At 63.1% G+C, this 16,951-nt stretch carries 19 protein-coding genes; 12 read left to right on the top strand and 7 right to left on the bottom strand.

Annotated elements, in window-relative coordinates; genetic code table 11:
- Positions 1–210 precede the first annotated feature (210 nt).
- The 6 genes from ACSHWJ_RS13775 to ACSHWJ_RS13750 all read left to right on the top strand — a co-directional run bounded on the left by ACSHWJ_RS13775 (position 211) and on the right by ACSHWJ_RS13750 (position 5,475).
- A complete protein-coding gene (locus tag ACSHWJ_RS13775) occupies positions 211–2,043 on the top strand; it encodes an NAD(P)H-dependent oxidoreductase subunit E (RefSeq protein WP_432539905.1) in 1,833 nt (610 codons plus the stop codon).
- Positions 2,044–2,059: 16 nt separating this feature from the next.
- Entirely contained in the window at positions 2,060–2,791 is a 732-nt protein-coding gene (locus tag ACSHWJ_RS13770) for a 2Fe-2S iron-sulfur cluster-binding protein (RefSeq protein WP_010961931.1), read from the top strand.
- On the top strand, positions 2,784–3,326 hold the full coding sequence (locus tag ACSHWJ_RS13765; protein ID WP_010961932.1) for an NADP oxidoreductase: 543 nt from the start codon (positions 2,784–2,786) through the stop codon (positions 3,324–3,326). The genes ACSHWJ_RS13770 and ACSHWJ_RS13765 overlap by 8 nt, the downstream gene beginning before the upstream one ends.
- Positions 3,327–3,388: 62 nt before the next feature.
- Positions 3,389–4,177, top strand: coding sequence for a prolipoprotein diacylglyceryl transferase (gene lgt / locus ACSHWJ_RS13760; protein ID WP_218798322.1), 789 nt, complete (start codon positions 3,389–3,391; stop codon positions 4,175–4,177).
- Positions 4,178–4,960, top strand: coding sequence for a thymidylate synthase (locus ACSHWJ_RS13755; protein WP_010961934.1), 783 nt, complete (start codon positions 4,178–4,180; stop codon positions 4,958–4,960). It begins immediately after the preceding gene.
- The gene (locus ACSHWJ_RS13750) at positions 4,957–5,475 is read left to right on the top strand and encodes a dihydrofolate reductase (protein WP_010961935.1); all 519 of its coding nucleotides are present in this window, start codon (positions 4,957–4,959) and stop codon (positions 5,473–5,475) included. Before ACSHWJ_RS13755 ends, ACSHWJ_RS13750 begins: the two co-directional genes overlap by 4 nt.
- Here the strand turns inward: ACSHWJ_RS13750 and moaC are convergent.
- Positions 5,430–5,933 (bottom strand): cyclic pyranopterin monophosphate synthase MoaC, encoded by a 504-nt coding sequence (moaC, locus tag ACSHWJ_RS13745; protein ID WP_010961936.1) that lies wholly within the window; start codon positions 5,931–5,933, stop codon positions 5,430–5,432. The genes ACSHWJ_RS13750 and moaC overlap by 46 nt on opposite strands.
- Before the next feature lie 77 nt (positions 5,934–6,010).
- Here moaC and ACSHWJ_RS13740 point away from each other — a divergent pair, with 77 nt between their 5' ends.
- The 5 genes from ACSHWJ_RS13740 (at position 6,011) to nhaD (ending at position 10,094) form a co-directional block, all read left to right on the top strand.
- Positions 6,011–6,493, top strand: coding sequence for a flavin reductase family protein (locus ACSHWJ_RS13740; RefSeq protein ID WP_228370214.1), 483 nt, complete (start codon positions 6,011–6,013; stop codon positions 6,491–6,493).
- Positions 6,483–7,436 (top strand): nucleotidyltransferase domain-containing protein, encoded by a 954-nt coding sequence (locus ACSHWJ_RS13735; protein WP_432539906.1) that lies wholly within the window; start codon positions 6,483–6,485, stop codon positions 7,434–7,436. The genes ACSHWJ_RS13740 and ACSHWJ_RS13735 overlap by 11 nt, the downstream gene beginning before the upstream one ends.
- Complete coding sequence (locus tag ACSHWJ_RS13730) at positions 7,423–8,136, top strand: HAD family hydrolase (protein WP_218798325.1); 714 nt, start codon at positions 7,423–7,425, stop codon at positions 8,134–8,136. The genes ACSHWJ_RS13735 and ACSHWJ_RS13730 overlap by 14 nt, the downstream gene beginning before the upstream one ends.
- A gap of 43 nt (positions 8,137–8,179) precedes the next feature.
- Complete coding sequence (locus ACSHWJ_RS13725; RefSeq protein ID WP_010961940.1) at positions 8,180–8,479, top strand: hypothetical protein; 300 nt, start codon at positions 8,180–8,182, stop codon at positions 8,477–8,479.
- Between the two features lie 133 nt (positions 8,480–8,612).
- Positions 8,613–10,094 carry a sodium:proton antiporter NhaD gene (gene nhaD / locus ACSHWJ_RS13720; protein ID WP_432539907.1) on the top strand — a complete coding sequence of 494 codons (1,482 nt, stop codon included), beginning with the start codon at positions 8,613–8,615 and terminating at the stop codon, positions 10,092–10,094.
- A gap of 224 nt (positions 10,095–10,318) precedes the next feature.
- Here the strand turns inward: nhaD and ACSHWJ_RS13715 are convergent, their stop codons facing one another.
- The 6 genes from ACSHWJ_RS13715 to ACSHWJ_RS13690 all read right to left on the bottom strand — a co-directional run bounded on the left by ACSHWJ_RS13715 (position 10,319) and on the right by ACSHWJ_RS13690 (position 16,081).
- Entirely contained in the window at positions 10,319–11,338 is a 1,020-nt protein-coding gene (locus ACSHWJ_RS13715) for a ribonuclease Z (protein WP_432539908.1), read from the bottom strand.
- Between the two features lie 76 nt (positions 11,339–11,414).
- Positions 11,415–11,891 carry a DUF6763 family protein gene (locus ACSHWJ_RS13710; RefSeq protein ID WP_010961943.1) on the bottom strand — a complete coding sequence of 159 codons (477 nt, stop codon included), beginning with the start codon at positions 11,889–11,891 and terminating at the stop codon, positions 11,415–11,417.
- Positions 11,892–12,039: 148 nt separating this feature from the next.
- Entirely contained in the window at positions 12,040–13,209 is a 1,170-nt protein-coding gene (gene hxlAB, locus ACSHWJ_RS13705) for a bifunctional 3-hexulose-6-phosphate synthase/6-phospho-3-hexuloisomerase (protein WP_017365516.1), read from the bottom strand.
- Between the two features lie 130 nt (positions 13,210–13,339).
- Positions 13,340–14,368, bottom strand: coding sequence for a DUF4124 domain-containing protein (locus tag ACSHWJ_RS13700; protein WP_432539909.1), 1,029 nt, complete (start codon positions 14,366–14,368; stop codon positions 13,340–13,342).
- A 4-nt stretch (positions 14,369–14,372) separates the two neighbouring features.
- Positions 14,373–15,014, bottom strand: a complete 642-nt coding sequence (gene pyrE, locus ACSHWJ_RS13695) for an orotate phosphoribosyltransferase (protein WP_010961946.1) — start codon at positions 15,012–15,014, stop codon at positions 14,373–14,375.
- 23 nt (positions 15,015–15,037) lie between these two features.
- Positions 15,038–16,081, bottom strand: a complete 1,044-nt coding sequence (locus ACSHWJ_RS13690; RefSeq protein WP_432539910.1) for an AAA family ATPase — start codon at positions 16,079–16,081, stop codon at positions 15,038–15,040.
- A 105-nt stretch (positions 16,082–16,186) separates the two neighbouring features.
- On the opposite strand from ACSHWJ_RS13690, the gene ACSHWJ_RS13685 reads away from it, so the two are divergent.
- Positions 16,187–16,768 carry a DedA family protein gene (locus ACSHWJ_RS13685; protein ID WP_010961948.1) on the top strand — a complete coding sequence of 194 codons (582 nt, stop codon included), beginning with the start codon at positions 16,187–16,189 and terminating at the stop codon, positions 16,766–16,768.
- Positions 16,769–16,951: the final 183 nt, after the last annotated feature.

Genomic DNA, 16,951 nt, shown 5'->3' with positions numbered 1-16,951 from the left:
ACACCCGCAGCCCTAAAAACCGCCCGCGCCCCGAAAGAGATGCGCATTTTACACCACCCGGAATGAAGGTCAAGGGGCATAAAACAAATTTTTTGCCACTGTACGAGCAGGGTCCGCACATCATGCTTGAACAAGCATTTGCCAGCCTCTCAAAAGAGGCTATAAAGGCTATTGCAGTCCGAGCACTCTCTGAACCGCAGCGAGGATTTCATGGATCGACACGAGTACGAACACCGGATCATAAACCGCATCGTCGAAAACCACGGCCGCGACACCCGCCAGCTCTTGTCCATCTTGCGGGAGGTCCAGCGCGAATTCCGGCATGTATCGCCCGAAGCCCAACAAAAGGTCGCCCAGTCTCTCGGCGTTTGCATCACGCAGGTGAGCGCGGTGGTGGGATTCTACAGTTTCCTGTCGACCGTCCCATTGGGGAAATTCGACATCCGGATCAGCGACTCAATCACCGATCACATGCTCGGCAGCCGGGAGGTCGCCGCGGGTCTGTGCCGCAAGCTCGGCATCCAGCCGGGCGAGTCCCGCCAGGATGGGCGAGTCAGCCTTTCCTTTACGTCCTGTACCGGCCTGTGCGACCAGGGGCCGGCCGGACTGATCAACGGTTATGCCATCCCACGACTCACGGAAGACCGTACCGACGAGATTGCCAGGTTGATCAATGATGACATCCCGCTAGGCGAGTGGCCCGAGGAATTCTTCGCCATCAAGGAAAACATCCGGCTGGCGGACCGGCTGCTCGGCAATCCAGTCCGGCCCGGAGAGGCAATGGAACGCACTGTTGCGCTGGACAGGGAGACGATGTTCGGGGAAATCGAAACTTCCCAGCTTCGCGGCAGGGGAGGCGCGGGCTTCAACACCGCATGGAAATGGCGTTTCTGCTACGAAGGGCCGGAAACGGCGGCGGTTTGCCCGCCTGGCCAGCCGGCCGCCGGAATCGAGCGTTACGTCGTCTGCAACGCGGACGAAGGGGAACCCGGCACATTCAAGGACCGTGTCCTGCTGCAAAGCTGCGCCGACCAGGTTTTCGAAGGCATGACGGTCTGCGCATACTTGGTGGGGGCGAAGCAAGGATTCCTCTATTTGAGAGGCGAATACCTCTACTTGCATGATCAGCTCGAAGCCGTGCTGGCGGCACGGCGGCGGCACGGCTTGCTCGGGAAATCCATTTTGGGAAGAGAGGGCTTCGATTTCGACATCGAAATCCGGCTGGGCGCCGGCGCCTATATCTGCGGCGAGGAGTCCGCCTTGATCGAGTCGCTGGAAGGCAATCGGGGCGTGCCACGCAACCGCCCGCCGTACCCCGTCACCCACGGCTATCTCGGCAAGCCCACCGTCGTGAACAACGTGGAGACCTTCTTTGCGGCCGCGGCCATCGCCGTCCACGGCGGAGAATGGTTTGCCGAGGTCGGCACCGAAAAATCCAAGGGCACGAAACTGCTGAGCATCTGCGGCGACTGCGCCCGGCCGGGCATCTACGAATACCCCTTCGGCGTCACGATCAGGCAGGTCCTCGAAGACTGCGGCGCGGCGGACGTCCTGGGCGTACAGATAGGAGGCCCCTCCGGAACCTTTCTGTCCGACAAGGAATGCGACCGCAAGCTGGCTTACGAGGATCTCGCCACCGGCGGCTCATTCATCGTGTTCGACCGGACCCGCGATGTGATCGGGATCGCCCGCAACTTCACCCATTTCTTTGCCCACGAGAGCTGTGGGTTCTGCACGCCCTGCCGGGTCGGCACCGCCTTGCTCAAGAATCTGCTGGACAAGATCGCCGAAGGACACGGCGCGACGGGCGATCTTGCCGAGCTGTCCCGGCTGGGGCGGTTCGTGCGCAGCGCCAGCCATTGCGGACTCGGCCAGACGGCCGCCAATCCGATCCTGAGCACTCTGGAACGTTATCCCGAAATCTATCAGGCGCGACTCAAGACGATCGACTTCGAACCCGGCTTCGATCTGGATGGCGCACTCGCCACCGCCCGGCGCCTGAGCGGCCGGGACGATGCCAATGCCCATCTGTCACAGTCGTAATATCCAGGAGAGCAGCGTGACCAGACCCACCTTTCAGATCGACGGCAAACCGGTCACCTTCACAGAAGGACAGACCATCATGGAAGCGGCCACCGCGGCAGGAGTCTACATCCCTCATCTGTGCCACAACCCGGAATTCGAGCCGCATGGCAGCTGCAAACTGTGCACGGTCAAGGTGAATGGCCGCAACTGCTCGGCCTGCACCTTCCCGGCGGCAGATGGCCAGGAAGTGCTCAACGATACCGCCGAATTGAACGAGCTGCGGCGCACCATCACCCAGATGCTGTTCGTGGAAGGCAACCATCTGTGCCCGTCCTGCGAAAAAAGCGGCAACTGTCAGCTACAGGCGGCAGCCTACTTCCTCGGCATGACCGATGCCCATTTCCCATTCTTCTACCCCCGAAGGGAACTGGACGCTTCCCACCCCGACATCCTGCTCGACCGCGACCGCTGCATCTTCTGCGCCTTGTGCGTGCGTGCCAGCCGGGACGTGGACGGCAAAAACGTGTTCGCCATCGGCGGACGCGGCATCGACTCGCGGCTGATCGTGAACTCGCCCTCGGGCAGGCTCGCGGATACCCCGATCGCCGCGACCGACAAAGCGACCCGGGTCTGTCCGGTCGGGGCCATCCTGATAAAACGGCATGGCTTCGAGGTACCCATCGGGGAGCGCGTCTACGACCGGCACACCATCGCCGAAGAAAGCCTGGAACGGGAGGAACCGATCGTGGAGGCCCGTCATGACTGAGAAACTCACCGTCGCCACGACTTCCCTGGCCGGCTGCTTCGGCTGCCACATGTCGTTCCTCGATATCGACGAACGCATTTTGGCGCTGGCGGAGGTCGCCCGCTTCGACCGCTCACCGCTCACCGACATCAAGCACTGCCGGGACCGGGTGGATCTGGGGCTGGTCGAAGGCGGCGTCTGTAACGCGGAGAACGTCCACACCCTGCGCGAATTCCGCAGGCACTGCCGGATCCTGGTCGCCGTCGGCGCCTGCGCCATCAACGGCGGACTGCCCACACTCCGCAACCCCATCGCGCTGGAGGAATGTCTGCAAGAAGCCTATCGGGATGGCATCGGGGTCGAAAACCCGCAAATACCCGACGATGTCGAGCTCCCACTGCTCCTCGACAAGGTGCACCCGATCCATGAGGTCGTGAGAGTCGACTATTCCCTGCCCGGCTGCCCGCCGTCGGCCGATGTGATATGGGCATTCCTCAGCGATCTCGCCGCGGGACGGGAACCTTCGCTTCCCCGCGAGCTCATTCACTATGACTGAGATGGTGGCATAATGATGCGTTCTGCCGTGGGCCAATCAACACCGATAGCTCCGAACGCGTCATGCTGACCTATCCCGCCATCGATCCCGTTGCCGTCTCATTCGGGCCGCTCAAGGTCCACTGGTACGGACTGATGTACGTCGTCGGCATCGCCGCCACCTGGATATTGGCGCGGCGGCGGGTGCAGCGCAGCGCGAATCCGTTGTTCACCCCGGCCCAGGTCGAAGACCTGGTGTTCTATGCCGCCATCGGCGTGGTGGTCGGCGGACGGCTCGGCTATGCGCTGTTCTACAATTTCTCCGGCTTCCTTCACGATCCGGCGATGCTGTTCCGCATCTGGGAAGGCGGCATGGCGTTCCACGGCGGACTCATCGGTGTGCTGATCGCCATGTACGCCTACGGCCGGTCGCAGGGTATCCGGTTCTTCGACGTCGCCGACTTCCTTGCTCCTTATGTGCCCATCGGCCTCCTCGCCGGACGTATCGGCAACTTCATCAACGGCGAACTGTGGGGCAAACCCAGTGACCTGCCTTGGGCGATGATCTTCCCCCATGCCGGGGACGTACCGCGCCATCCTTCACAGCTTTATGAAGCGTTTCTGGAAGGGCTGGTCCTTCTGATCATTCTCCAATGGTTCAGCCGACGCTCGCCGCCACGTATGGCGGTGAGTGGCCTGTTTCTCCTGGGCTATGGTGTGTTCCGCTTCGCGGTGGAGTTCGTCCGGCTGCCGGATGTGCAGCTCGGCTATCTCGCTTTCGGCTGGCTGACCATGGGTCAGATCCTGTGTCTGCCGATGATCCTGTTCGGTATCGTCCTGCTGGCCGCCGCCTACGCCCGTCGATCCGCCTGAATGCGCCCTTATCTCGACCTGCTGCGCGACATCCTCGATCACGGCTGCCCCAAAGGGGACCGGACCGGCACCGGGACCCTGAGCGTGTTCGGCCGCATGATGCGGTTCGACCTGTCGCGGGGGCTCCCCCTCGTCACCACCAAGAAACTGCATCTGCCCTCGATCATCCATGAACTGCTCTGGTTCGTCTCCGGCAGCACCAACGTGCGTGATCTGCAACGGCACGGCGTCACGATCTGGGACGAGTGGGCGGATGACAATGGTGAGTTAGGCCCCGTGTATGGACGCCAATGGCGGAATTGGAACGGCGCCATCGATCAGCTTGCCGGACTGGTCGAGCAACTGCGCCGGAATCCGGGCTCCCGCCGCCTGCTGGTGAGCGCATGGAACCCCTCCGATCTGGATGCCATGGCGCTGCCGCCCTGCCACTACGCCTTTCAGTGCCATGTGGCGGATGGAAGGCTGTCGCTCATGTTCCAGATGCGTTCGGCGGACGTGTTCCTGGGACTGCCGTTCAATATCGCCGGCTATGCCCTGCTCACCCATATGCTTGCGCAACAGACCGGATACGAACCGGGGGAGTTGATATGGTGCGGCGGTGACGTGCATCTGTACCTCAACCACCTGGAGCAGGCGCGCCTGCAACTCACGCGCGAACCCTATCCGCCGCCCACGCTGAAACTCGCCCGCAAGCCCGGGAGCCTGTTCGATTACCGCTACGAGGATTTCGTGGTCGAGGACTACCAGGCGCATCCACACATCAAAGCGGCGGTGGCGGTGTGACCAGGCCGCCGGACATCTCCCTCATCGTCGCGATGGCGCGGAACCGCGTCATCGGCGCCGACAACGCCATGCCCTGGCATCTGTCCGCCGATCTCAAGCGGTTCCGCGCCCTGACCCTGGGGAAACCGGTGCTCATGGGCCGCAAGACCCACGAATCCATCGGCCGCGTATTGCCTGGACGCCAGAACATCATCCTGACCCGCTCGCCGGATTTCCACGCCCCCGGCTGCACCATCGTGCATGATCTCGGCGAACTGGCGACCGTCTGCTCCGGGGCGCCGGAACTCATGGTCATCGGCGGCAGCGCCGTTTACGAAGCCCTGCTGCCGCGGGCCAGGCGGCTCTATCTGACCCTGATCGATCACGACTACCCCGGTGACACCTACTTCCCGGAGTTCGCGGCCGCGGATTGGCGCGAAATCAGCCGCGAAGACGTCCGGAACGATCCCGATTTCCCCTGGCCCTACAGCTATCTGGTGCTGGAGCGCGCCTCGCCGGAGGCGCGCTGCCAATGACCGGATTTGCCACCAATCTTCTCCAACAGGCGCACCGACTCGATGCTCATGCCACGGTCGACCGCCTTGCACATGTCGTAGATGGTCAGCAGGGCGATCTGGGTGGCAGTCAGCGCCTCCATCTCCACGCCGGTCTGGCCGACGGTCTGGACGGTGGTCCGACAGCGGATGCGGCTGGCCTCCGGCTGCGGCTCCAACGCGAGATCGACATGGGTAATAGGGATGGGGTGACAGAGCGGAATCAGGTCCGCGGTCCGTTTGGCACCCATGATCCCCGCGATGCGGGCGATGCCCAGCACGTCGCCTTTCTCGTGCCCGCCGGCCATGATCAGCCGCAAGGTCTCGGGCAACATGGCGATGTACCCCTCGGCCACCGCCATCCGGGTAGTGCTGGGCTTACCGCCGACATCCACCATGTGGGCATCGCCGGCGGTATTGAAATGGGTCAGCTCGGGCACGTTCGGCTCCGTGCGGGAAAGGAAAGGCGTATTCTAATGCCTCAGCCACGGGCGGGGCGAACGCAATGAACCTCGAAATGGCCCGACTGTTCCGGACCATCACTCATGGCGTCTATGTCGTGGGTGTCGCCGATGCCGAAGGCCCCAATGCCTTCACCGCGGCCTGGGTGATGCAGACCTCGTTCGATCCGCCCATGCTGGCGCTCAGCATCAACCCGTACTGCCTGTCTTACCGGAAACTGATGGCCAGCGGTCTTTTCAGCATCAACGTGATACCCAGAGACCGGGTCGATTGGGTAATGCATTTTGCCCGCCCGGCAGGCAGCGACAAACTCGCCGGCATCGACTGGACGGCCGGTGAAGGCGGGGTTCCTCTGCTGGGCGGCGCGATCGCCTGGTTCCAGTGCCGGCTTGCCGGAACGCTGACCTGCGGCGATCATGTGCTGGCCAGTGGACGCGTCTGCGCCGGCAGGCTCAACTCCCCCGACGGCGAGCCCCTGGGCTACCGCGACACCGGCGACCTGGACGGCTCCTCCGCTCTGTATCCCGATGGATTCTGAGCCCGGATTTCTGCCGAAGGATTTCATCCAGACGGCGGAAGGACTTCGTTTCGCCGTCGTCGACGGCCGTCCCGAAGACGGCCGGCTGCTCTGCACCTTGCGCTACGTCCCCTTGGCAGGCGGCCTGCGCAAGCTGAGCACGGCGGAAGCCATGGATTTCCTGCAGGAGCACCGTCCCGCTTATCTGCGCCGTTCCCGGCGACTGGAAGCGGTATTGCCGGCAGTGCCCCTCGAATGCATAGCGGGGCATTTGCGCCCCCGCGACCGGGTTCGAACCCTGTTGGCGGGCACGAGCCGCGACGCCATCGAAACCAAGGCCCGCCGACTGCTCGGCGTCTTCGCCGGGGAAGGACTGGACTTGAAGGAATTCGGCGTAACCGGCTCGCTGCTGCTCGGCGCCCAGACCCTGGCCTCCGACATCGACCTGGTCGTCTACGCCCCGGCCACCTTCGATGCGGCGCGCACCGTGGTCGCCGAAGCCACGGCGGACGGCCGGCTGGACACCCCGACCGAGGCAGACTGGCGGAAAGCTTATGAGCGCCGCGGCTGCACCCTCGCCTTCGAGGACTATCTCTGGCACGAGCGGCGGAAATTCAATACGGGCTTCATCGAAGGCACCAAATTCGATCTGACGCTGGTGCTTCCCGGCTCTTGGGACTCTTTCCAGGCCGCCGAGAAACGCGGTTCCTTGATTCTGCGTACCCGTGTGACGGACGACCGCGGGGCTTTCGAATCCCCCGCCCGCTACCTGACCGATCACCCGCGTGTCGGCCAAGTCCTGAGCTTCACCCATACCTATGTCGGACAGGCGCGGACCGGGGAGAAGATCGAGGCTTCGGGGCAGGTCGAAGCGCTCCCCGACGGCAGCGAGCGCCTGATCGTCGGCAGCAGTCGGGAAGCGCCCGGCGAATACATCCGGGTCCTGCACGATGAGACGGACTGACTCTCCCCTCACCGGCCTCAAGGCGGCCATCCTGGACATGGACGGCCTCGCCATCGACACCGAAGCGACCTATGTCGCCGCCTGGCGCGGCGCTGCCGCCGCCCTCGGATTCGAACTCGACGAAGCCTTCTGCCAGTCGCTGTTCGGCTGCCACGCCGAAGCGGTCAAACGACGGATCGGCGACTGTGCCGGACCCGGCTTCGACCTTCGGCGCTTCGACGCGCTCGCCACCCGGATCTGGCGCCGGCACGTCGAAACCCATGGCATTGCGGCGATGCCCGGCCTGGAGAATTTGTTGAGGTTTTTCCGCGAACGGAATCTGCCTTATGCGCTGGCGACCAACAGCGAGGCCCGCTTCGCTGCCATCTGCCTGGACCGCTCCGGCCTGACGCGCTGGTTTCCGCTCATCGTCACCCGTGACCAGGTTGCCGAGGGCAAGCCCGCTCCTGACCTGTACCTCGAAGCCGCCCGCCGTCTGGGCGTGGAGCCCGACCAATGCCTCGCCCTGGAGGATTCCGAAACCGGCATCGAATCCGCTGCCAGCGCCGGGACCTTCGCAATCCTGGTCAATGGACGGCGGAAAGCATCTTCCCGTGAACGCGGTTTGGCTCGGCTGCGGGTCGCCAGCCTGCAGGAAATACCACCGCTGTGGAATCAGGGAACGGCGGCAGATGAGACCTGCCCCCGCCTGTCAGTCTGAGGTAAGATGCAACACTCCCTAACGCGACAGAGAAACCCTCGATATGATCGGCGCCATAGCCGTCCTTTTCGTTGCCTACTGGTTCTACCGTACCGCCGTTCGAGTGAAACTGCCCCCCCTCCCCTGGGCCGCGGGCGGCGTGATCGTCTATTACGCCGGCTTCGTGGTCTGGCTCTATCTGGTCCTGAAACCCCTGCTGGGAGACTCCTTCCGCCATCATAGCTTCCTATTGGGTCTGGGGATGGACCTTTCCGCGGTGCTGGTCGGAACCCTGCTCGCCGCGCTGTTCCGGGCGAAGGTCATGTTGAAACAGGGCGATACCCCTTACGAAAAGCACTTCTGACGCGGAAAGCAGACGCCAGCCCAGCCCCCTAAGCAACCGCCGTTCCTGGTTTTCCGCCTCGTGAATCCATCGATGTCTTCATACCGCGGGCGCAGGCATCTAGGCGCCCCCTGCCTTTCAAACAGGAATCCGAATGCTGCCGCTCCCCCTGTTCCGACTGCACCATTGGCGTGAGCTTCCCCCGATGCGCCTGCTGTTTACCATTCTGGCGGCATGCGCCCTTTTCGTCGGCGTGCCGGAGCTTTGTCTCGCGGGCGAACACGGTCCAGTGGGCCCCTTGGACCTGACCCGGCATTGGGCCGGCTATCTTGCCGTGCTGATTTTCTTCCTCGCCTATTTCCTCGCCATGGCCGAGGAGGTGACGGAACTACGGAAGTCCAAGCCGATGGTGTTCGCCGCCAGCGTGATCTGGGGCCTGATCGCGGCGGTTTATGTGGGCGGCGGAATGCCGGAGCAGGCTGGCATGGCGTTCCGCGCCTCCCTGCTGACCTATGCGGAACTCTTGCTGTTCATCCTGGTGTCGATGACCTACCTCAACGCCATGGAAGATCTCGACGTGTTCGAGGCTCTGGGCTGCTGGCTGCTGGGGAGGGGATACAGTTACCGGCAACTGTTCTGGCTGACCGGCATCCTGGCCTTCATGATTTCCTCGGTGTGCAACAACCTGACCACCGCCCTCCTGATGGGCGCGGTCGTCATGGCCCTGGGCAAAGACTGTCCGCGCTTCGTCACGCTGTCTTGCATCAACATCGTGGTCGCCGCCAATGCCGGCGGGTCGTTCAGCCCTTTCGGCGACATCACCACCCTGCTGATCTGGCAGAAGGGCAAAGTCCCTTTCGTGGATTTCTTCAACCTACTGATCCCCTCGATCATCAATTTTGCTCTCCCGGCGACCTGCATGTTCCTGTTTCTCCCCCGCCATCACCCGACGGCGGTGGACAAACGGATTCCGATCAAAACCGGCGGACGCCCCGTCATCGTGCTGTTCCTCCTGACCATCATCACCGCGGTGTGCTTCGAGAACTTCCTGAGCTTGCCACCCGCGGCCGGCATGATGGCCGGGCTGACTTACCTGAAGTTCTACAGCTTCTACCTGCAGAAGAAAACCGCCAGCCGCTCTCCCGACCCCGACGAGGTCGTCCCGCCGGACGAACCGATCGGAGACGCCGAGACATTCGATATCTTCAAGAAAGTCTCGCGCCTGGAATGGGATACGCTGCTGTTTTTTTACGGCATCATGTTGAGCATGGGGGGACTGAGTTTCATCGGCTATCTGGAACGCATCTCCCGGTTCCTCTACGCCGATCCGGAGCGGACCACCTTTGCCAACATCCTCGTCGGGATCGCCTCGGCCTTCATCGACAACGGCACCATCATGCTGGCGGTCCTGACCATGGACCCGAAGATCTCGGAGGGCCAATGGCTGCTGGTGACCCTCACGGCCGGCGTAGGGGGCAGCCTCCTCGCCATCGGTTCGGCCGCCGGCGTCGGCCTGCTCGGCCAGACCAAGGGTTACTATTCCTTCGGCGCCCACCTGAAATGGGGACCGGTGATCCTGCTGGGCTATTTCGCCAGCATCGGTGCCCATTTCCTGATCAACCAGTCCCACTTCTAGACATCCCTTTCCCCCATTGTCTTTCATCATCGGGGGAGAGGGAGACGCCGTGACCGTTGGTCCCGACACCCGGATCCAGCCGACGTGAATCCGCCCCGGCGGTCGAGCGTTCGGCTGGACTGCCTCGATGGACGGAGCCCGGGTGCGGGTCGTCCACGCCCCGACGGCATGGCCAAACCTGCACCCGGCGCACTGCGTGCGCCCCGGTCGATTTCGTCGTAGCCTTACTTTGGCCCGCTCGCGAGGAATGCCTGCCGAAACTCACGATCCAGCGCCTCCCCCCGTCCCTGATAGATCGGTGAGAAATGAAAAGGCGTGGGGAATTTGACGCCGGCCCGACGCGCGATGGTGCCTGCCTGACGGGCGGTGAGGTGGTATTTCCGGGCCGCGCGCTCCTCGAGCTCATCGCCGAATACCGCCTCGATGAAAAACTGGTCGGCGCCCGCTGCCAGCGTCGCGATCCTTTCCGCGTTCGCTTCGTGGTAGACGGCATCGGTAACGTAGGCGACTTTCTGCCCTTCCGAGACATGTACGAGGAAGTCAGCCAGTTCCCCCAATCGATACGTCGCCTCCCTGAAACGAGCTCCGTCACGCTTCAGTGCACGGACCGGCGTATCTTCGTGCCGCCCGGTCAGCAGGGCGTGCTTGAGGTCCTGCACCCAGGCGCCCGGCGCCAGACCGAGTTCCACCAGCCGGTTTTTCCAGACGTTGAGATGCTGCTTCTCCCGCAGGGCGAATGCTAGACAGGGCGTCGCGTGGTCCAGAATCGCGAATTCGACTGCGAGATTCGGTTCGTCCAAAAGCCGGCGATCTTCGATCGGAAATTCGGTTTCGCCCTCCCGCCGAAAGGCGGTGCGGCAGCGGAACGAGGCACGGCGACCGACGGTCTCGGACGACACCTCGGTGACTTCGAGAGTGAAATCGGTGGGGTAGCCCCTCACCAGATTCCAGATGTAGGCCGAGAGCTTGTGCTCGACCTGATCCAGGAAACCCGCCGGGCCGAACAGGCGGATGCGCAGGTCGCGCCCCAGACACAGCCGCAACAGCCAGTCGAAGCCGAAGAAGTGATCCATGTGGGCATGGGAGACGAACACGTCGCTCAGGCGCAGAATCTTGCGCACCGGCAGCGTGCGAACATCGCCGAGATCGAACAACACGGCGCGCTTCTCGAACAGAAACTCCACGTACACCGCAGGATCTCCCCAGGGACCGTTGACCAGGGCGGGATGGAAGACCGGTTTCACGGCGATGTTTTTCGAGTTCGGTTCCTGTCGGCGAGGGAATGAAAGCCCGATCGAGCCCAGGTTGGAAAGCCGCAGGCTATTCGTCTTCCGAATAGGCGGTTCCGCCTCCCTTCGCCCGCTCCTCCTCCTCGGTTTTTTCGGATGCCTCCGCCGAAGGCTCGGTCTCCAGCGGTATCGTCTCGGGCGCTTCTTCCTCGAACAGGGCGTCTTCTTCCTCGGCCTCTTCCGAAATCTCTTCTGCCGGCCGCTCCTCCTGTTTGATGATTTCTTCCAGCGGTTCCGACCAGTCTTCGGGAAGCGTGTCGGTAATCTCGGTACCGCCGAGATCGTCCAGCTCGGCGACGTCCATGGGACCACTCCAGTTTTCGGGCTCTTCGATGGGTTCGATCGGCAGCAGAGACCAGGTATCTAGATCGATCTCCTCCAGATTGCCGTCGAAATGCTGGATTTCGACGGTGCTGGCATCGTCGTCGATGGCGACCACGGTGAACGCCTGCCCTTTGTCCAGATGCCGGTACCAGTTGCCGACGATCGGATCAGCTTCGGAATTCATGGCGTACCTCCTCGTCAACACGTCGGGAAAAAGAAAAGCCGGCTACACGTTAGCATCCTCCGCCGGCGATGACGACACTCGCAGCCACGAAAAAAGGGCCGGCATGACAGCCGGCCCTTTCGAATCGCAAGCGGACGGGCGAGAACGCCTATTCCAGATTGGCGTGGCGGGTCCGCATCTGCTCCTCGGGGATCTTCTTGGTATGGATGATGTGGGAAATCGTGGCTTCGAGCAGCACCAGGGTGGACAGCTCGAAGGTGGTGCCCATCGGCATACCGACCACCTTGCCGTACTGCTCGGGAGTGCCGATCCGGAACACCACGTCTGCCATGTCACCGATCGTGGACTTGTCGCGGGTGGTGATCAGCGCGATGCTGGCCCCCTGTTCCTTGGCTTTCTTGGCGTAAGCGATCATGGTTTCGGTTTCGCCCGAACCGGAAATCACGATCAGAAGATCGCCTTGACGGATGCTGGGCGTCACGATCTCGCCCACAATATAAGCCTGATAGCCGCCGTGCATCAGGCGCATGGCGAAAAAGCGGCCGACCAGGCCCGAACGCCCGGCGCCGGCGACGAAAATACGGCGGGCACGTTCGAGCAAACCGGTCAGACGTGCCTCGTAGCTCTTGTCAGTGGCGGCAAGCACGCCGCCGATCTTCGACACGATGAACTTGTGATGAGCCCCTTCCAGCAGCTCGCGAATCGTGCGGGCCGCGGTGGCGGGACAGGGCGCGCCGTAGATCGCCGCACCGATGACGACGATGTCGGCCCCCGCCTTGGCGACCCGTGAGGCGGTGTTCTGGTTGATCCCCCCAGCCACTGAGATTCGGACCGGCAGCTTCAGGCGGGCGATGCTTTCGAGATCGGCGAACGGCGTCTGACCCTGTGCCTGGGCATCCAGACCGGTGTGCACACCGATGATCTGGGCGCCGAGCCGGGCCGCCTCGCGCGCGCAGGCAGCCTTGTCCGGCACGTTGATCAGATCCACCTGGACTTCGGCATTGTGCGCCTGGGCCGCTTTAACGACCCCGGCGATGGTCGCCGGCCCCGACACCCCGAGCACGGTGCAGATGTCAGCGCCGGCGGCATAAAACGGCGCGGCCTCGTATTCGCCGGCATCCATGGTCTTGAGGTCGACCAGGACGAGCCGATCCGGGTGCCGGCGCTTGAGCTCGCGGACGATTTCGATGCCGTTGTATTTGATACAGGGCGTGCCGATCTCGAAGATGTCGACATAAGGCGCCGTGACGCGGGCGAGTTCGAGCGTCCGGTCACGGTCCAAGGAATCCAGAGCCAGCTGAATGAGTGGTCTTGCCATTGAGCGATCCTCCGATAGACTTTTTTATGAACCGCGGCGATCCCAACGAGCGCCGCACTCGGACCGTCCGCTTCCGGACGGCAAGTTTGCCAAGCGATCGAAAGCCGGTCCAGAACTCCCCTTGCCTCCTTCAGGGACCGGCCCCCATTCCCGACTCGACATGGGCACGGAAGCCGGCGCGGATGTCCCGCACCCGGGAACTTGCGCACAGTTCCAGGCCGAGGCTGGACCGGCGGCAGCGGACGTCGAGAAATATCGTTTCTTCGTCCGGTCCGGTGATGCGAGCCAAGGTCAGGGCGATTTCCTGGTCCGACAGCGGCACCGAGGTGTACACCAGACGGTCGGTGTCGATCGCCACTGGCGTATCGGCCCTGCCGATCGCATAGGCGCGCGCCAGCGCCCAGGTCTTGGCACAGACGGCAGCGGACGAACAGACCACTGCACTGAGTACACCGTCGTCGTCGCCCGCGAACACCTCGCCGAGAGCACCCTGGCCGGTGCGCGCCCGTTCGGCCTTGAGCGAACGGAAACGCTGGATGTCGCGGTCGAAACGGTCGGCGATGCTGCGTTTCTTGTCTTCCAGGATGCGGATTTTTTCTTCGTAATCGGCGATCCGTCGGCGCTCGTCCTCGATCGCCTTCAGGAGTTGCGGTGTAACGGCCTGCCCCTGGCGTTCCATGTCGGCAGCACGTTTTTCCTGAGTCCGGAGGATTTCCATGTGACGAGACCGGTATTTTTCCAGAATATGGATGGAAGCGTCACTCTGGAGGATCTGGTCATTCAGGACCAACCGCATGTCTTCTTCACTGGCGTAAGTTCGCAGCAGCGCGCCGTCCAGATTGCGCTGCTCTTCGATTAGACGCGCCGTTTCTTCCCTGAAATGCCGGAGCCCCCGTTCCCGCTCGAGCGCCGCCGGGCTCTTGGCGCCTTCGATGACCTCCACCTGACGTCCCTGGCTGTCGAGCAGGGAACGCTTCTGCCGGCTCTGTTCGGGAGGAATTCTGTCCGAATAGTGGACACGCCCCGCTTCATCCACCCATTTATAGGTGGCCGCCGGCACGGCCCCGGCCAGGGCGAGCCAAACGCACAGCGCCAGAGCCGTCACCCGCACGGGAGACACCGTTCCGACGCAGGCGGGTGGATGCGCCGAAGCCGCCATGGTTTCAGGCGGTGCCGTAACGGCTGCGGTAATCCTCGAGCGCTGCCAGCTCCCGGACCCGACCCGAGCCGCGCAGGTAATCGATCAGGTGGCGGAAGCCGACGATGGCGTGGACCGGAATTCCCAAGCTGTCCTGGACCTCCTCTACGGCGGACTTTCCGGACTGACCGATCTCTTCGCGATCCAGCGCGATCAGCACGCCGCAGGGCCTGGCGCCGGCCCCGCGAATGATCTCGATCGACTCTCGCACCGAGGTACCGGCGGTGATCACGTCGTCGACGATCAGCACTTCGCCCTGCAGCGGCGCACCCACCAGGGTGCCGCCTTCGCCGTGGTCCTTGGCTTCCTTGCGGTTGAATGCGTAGGGGATTTCTTCTCCGCTGACCCTGGCCAGAGCGATGGCGGTGGCGGCGACCAGGGGGATGCCTTTGTAGGCCGGGCCATACAGCACGTCGGCCCGGATACCGCCCGAGGTCAGGGTCTGGGCGTAGAACTCGCCCAGCCTGCCGAGCCGGGCGCCCGTGTTGAACAGGCCGGCGTTGAAAAAGTAAGGGCTCTGGCGGCCGGATTTGAGGGTGAACTCGCCGAAGCGGAGCACTTCACAGCCGATGACGAAGTCGATGAAGTCTTTCTGGTAGGTCTGCATGAAACGAACACGGAAACTCGAAATCAAGGTACGGCGATCCGCCGCAGCAGGTCCTTCACGACCTGGTCGCTGGAGACCCCTTCGGCCTCCGCCTCATAGCTCAGAATCAGCCGGTGGCGCAGGATGGCCGGCGCCAGGGCCTGGATGTCGTCGGGCGTCACGTAGTCGCGGCCATCGAGCCAGGCCCTGGCGCGGGCGCAGCGGTCCAGGGCCAGCGTGGCGCGCGGGCTGACGCCATAGAGTATCCAGCGCGCCAGCGAATCGCCGTAGCGAGCCGGCTCGCGCGTGGCCAGGATGAGCTGCAGCAGGTAGTCCTCCAGCGCCTCGGCCAGGTAGACACCGAGCACTTCCTCCCGGGCGGCGAACAGTGTCTGCTGGCTCACCGGCGCCATCGCTTCCGCAGCCCTGCACTCCGGCCGGCCGGCCTCCCCGCGCACCAGGCGGAGGATCGCCTTTTCCTGCTCGGCGCCGGGATAGCCTATGCGCACGTACATCAAGAAACGGTCGAGCTGTGCTTCAGGCAGGGGATAGGTGCCTTCCTGCTCGATCGGATTCTGGGTGGCCATTACCAGGAACAAGGCCGGCAGCGGATAGGTCTTGCGGCCCACGGTGATCTGCCGTTCCGCCATGGCTTCGAGCAGTGCGGATTGCACCTTGGCCGGAGAACGGTTGATCTCGTCGGCCAGCACCAGATTGTGGAACAGCGGACCCGGCTGGAAATGGAACGAGCCGTCCTGAGGCCGGTAGACTTCGGTACCGGTCAGATCCGCCGGCAGCAGGTCGGGCGTGAACTGGATCCGCTGGAAATCGGCTTCCACGCCGCGGCTCAGGACATGGATCGCCCGGGTCTTCGCCAACCCCGGCGCACCTTCGACCAACATGTGGCCGTCGGCCAACAAGGCGATGAGCATGGCGTCGACCAAATCGCTCTGGCCGATGATCTGGGTGTTGAGATGAGTCCTGAGGCGCTGTAGATCCTGCTGCGCGGCAGACACCGGCGCCGCCTGTGATTGCGGATTGGCATTCATGCGTTTGGTCCAGGCTGGCTGTTCGATCGGGGCGGACATTATAAATCTTGTCGGTGGCCGCGCATTCACCGTGCCCCATGACACGCAGCCTTAACCTTGGCAGTCTAGAATCCACGCGCTTCGGCCACCGGCGGATACGCCCGTATGTCTTTGGAATCGCTGATCACCGAGTACGGCTTTCCGGCACTCATCGTCGGGCTGCTCCTGGAGGGCGAGACCGTCCTGCTTGTCGCCGGCTTCCTGGTCGGCCGCGGTTATTTTTCTTTCCTCCACATCGTGATGCTGGCCTTCGCCGTGACACTCGCGGCGGATCAGGGGTATTTCTGGCTGGGCTACAAACACGGAGACGCGCTGCTGCGTCGTTTCCCGTCGCTGACGCCGGCAGTGGAGAGGGCATCGACCCTGTTCCATCGCTATCACTCCTATTTCATCTTCGGCTTTCGCTTTTTTTACGGCCTGCGGGTGGTGACGCCGATTCTGATCGGCATGAGCCGCTTCTCGCCGGTCCGTTATCTCACGGTAAACGTCCTCGCGGTGGTGGTGTGGACGGTGATGACCACAGGACTGGGATTGGTGTTCGGCAAAGCCGTCGCCGGCATGATCGAGGATCTGCGCCAGTATGAATCCATGCTGGTCGGCGGACTGTTGGCCATCGGTTCGGGGCTGGCGATCCACCGCTGGAAACACATCGGTGACTCCAACCGGAACGACCCCGCCGGCGACTGATCCGCCGCGGCCGGGATTTCTGCCCACAGCGTAGACCGCGAACCCCGGTTTGGAGCGGGGGCCCCCTTGGATTATGCTAATCGCCCCTCATCCGGCGGTAGCAAGCAGGCATATCAGTATAATGCGCGCTTATTGTCGCTATTATGACAATTTAGTTCCGTTTATGGATATCAGCGCTTATAG

This window comes from Methylococcus sp. S1M (assembly GCF_051295855.1).
In the GTDB taxonomy this organism is placed as follows: Bacteria; Pseudomonadota; Gammaproteobacteria; order Methylococcales; family Methylococcaceae; genus Methylococcus; species Methylococcus capsulatus.
Note: the sequence above shows the minus strand (reverse complement) of the source record. Positions and strands in the feature narration are given on the sequence as shown.

Bases quoted from the DNA above. Each gene is read 5' to 3' on its own strand.
- ACSHWJ_RS13775 (WP_432539905.1), top strand. From the start codon at position 211: ATGGATCGACACGAGTACGAACACCGGATCATAAACCGCATCGTCGAA.
- ACSHWJ_RS13765 (WP_010961932.1), top strand. From the start codon at position 2,784: ATGACTGAGAAACTCACCGTCGCCACGACTTCCCTGGCCGGCTGCTTC.
- lgt (WP_218798322.1), top strand. From the start codon at position 3,389: ATGCTGACCTATCCCGCCATCGATCCCGTTGCCGTCTCATTCGGGCCG.
- ACSHWJ_RS13755 (WP_010961934.1), top strand. From the start codon at position 4,178: ATGCGCCCTTATCTCGACCTGCTGCGCGACATCCTCGATCACGGCTGC.
- ACSHWJ_RS13740 (WP_228370214.1), top strand. From the start codon at position 6,011: ATGGCCCGACTGTTCCGGACCATCACTCATGGCGTCTATGTCGTGGGT.
- ACSHWJ_RS13735 (WP_432539906.1), top strand. From the start codon at position 6,483: ATGGATTCTGAGCCCGGATTTCTGCCGAAGGATTTCATCCAGACGGCG.
- ACSHWJ_RS13730 (WP_218798325.1), top strand. From the start codon at position 7,423: ATGAGACGGACTGACTCTCCCCTCACCGGCCTCAAGGCGGCCATCCTG.
- ACSHWJ_RS13725 (WP_010961940.1), top strand. From the start codon at position 8,180: ATGATCGGCGCCATAGCCGTCCTTTTCGTTGCCTACTGGTTCTACCGT.
- nhaD (WP_432539907.1), top strand. From the start codon at position 8,613: ATGCTGCCGCTCCCCCTGTTCCGACTGCACCATTGGCGTGAGCTTCCC.
- ACSHWJ_RS13710 (WP_010961943.1), bottom strand. From the start codon at position 11,891: ATGAATTCCGAAGCTGATCCGATCGTCGGCAACTGGTACCGGCATCTG.
- hxlAB (WP_017365516.1), bottom strand. From the start codon at position 13,209: ATGGCAAGACCACTCATTCAGCTGGCTCTGGATTCCTTGGACCGTGAC.
- ACSHWJ_RS13700 (WP_432539909.1), bottom strand. From the start codon at position 14,368: ATGGCGGCTTCGGCGCATCCACCCGCCTGCGTCGGAACGGTGTCTCCC.
- pyrE (WP_010961946.1), bottom strand. From the start codon at position 15,014: ATGCAGACCTACCAGAAAGACTTCATCGACTTCGTCATCGGCTGTGAA.
- ACSHWJ_RS13690 (WP_432539910.1), bottom strand. From the start codon at position 16,081: ATGTCCGCCCCGATCGAACAGCCAGCCTGGACCAAACGCATGAATGCC.
- ACSHWJ_RS13685 (WP_010961948.1), top strand. From the start codon at position 16,187: ATGTCTTTGGAATCGCTGATCACCGAGTACGGCTTTCCGGCACTCATC.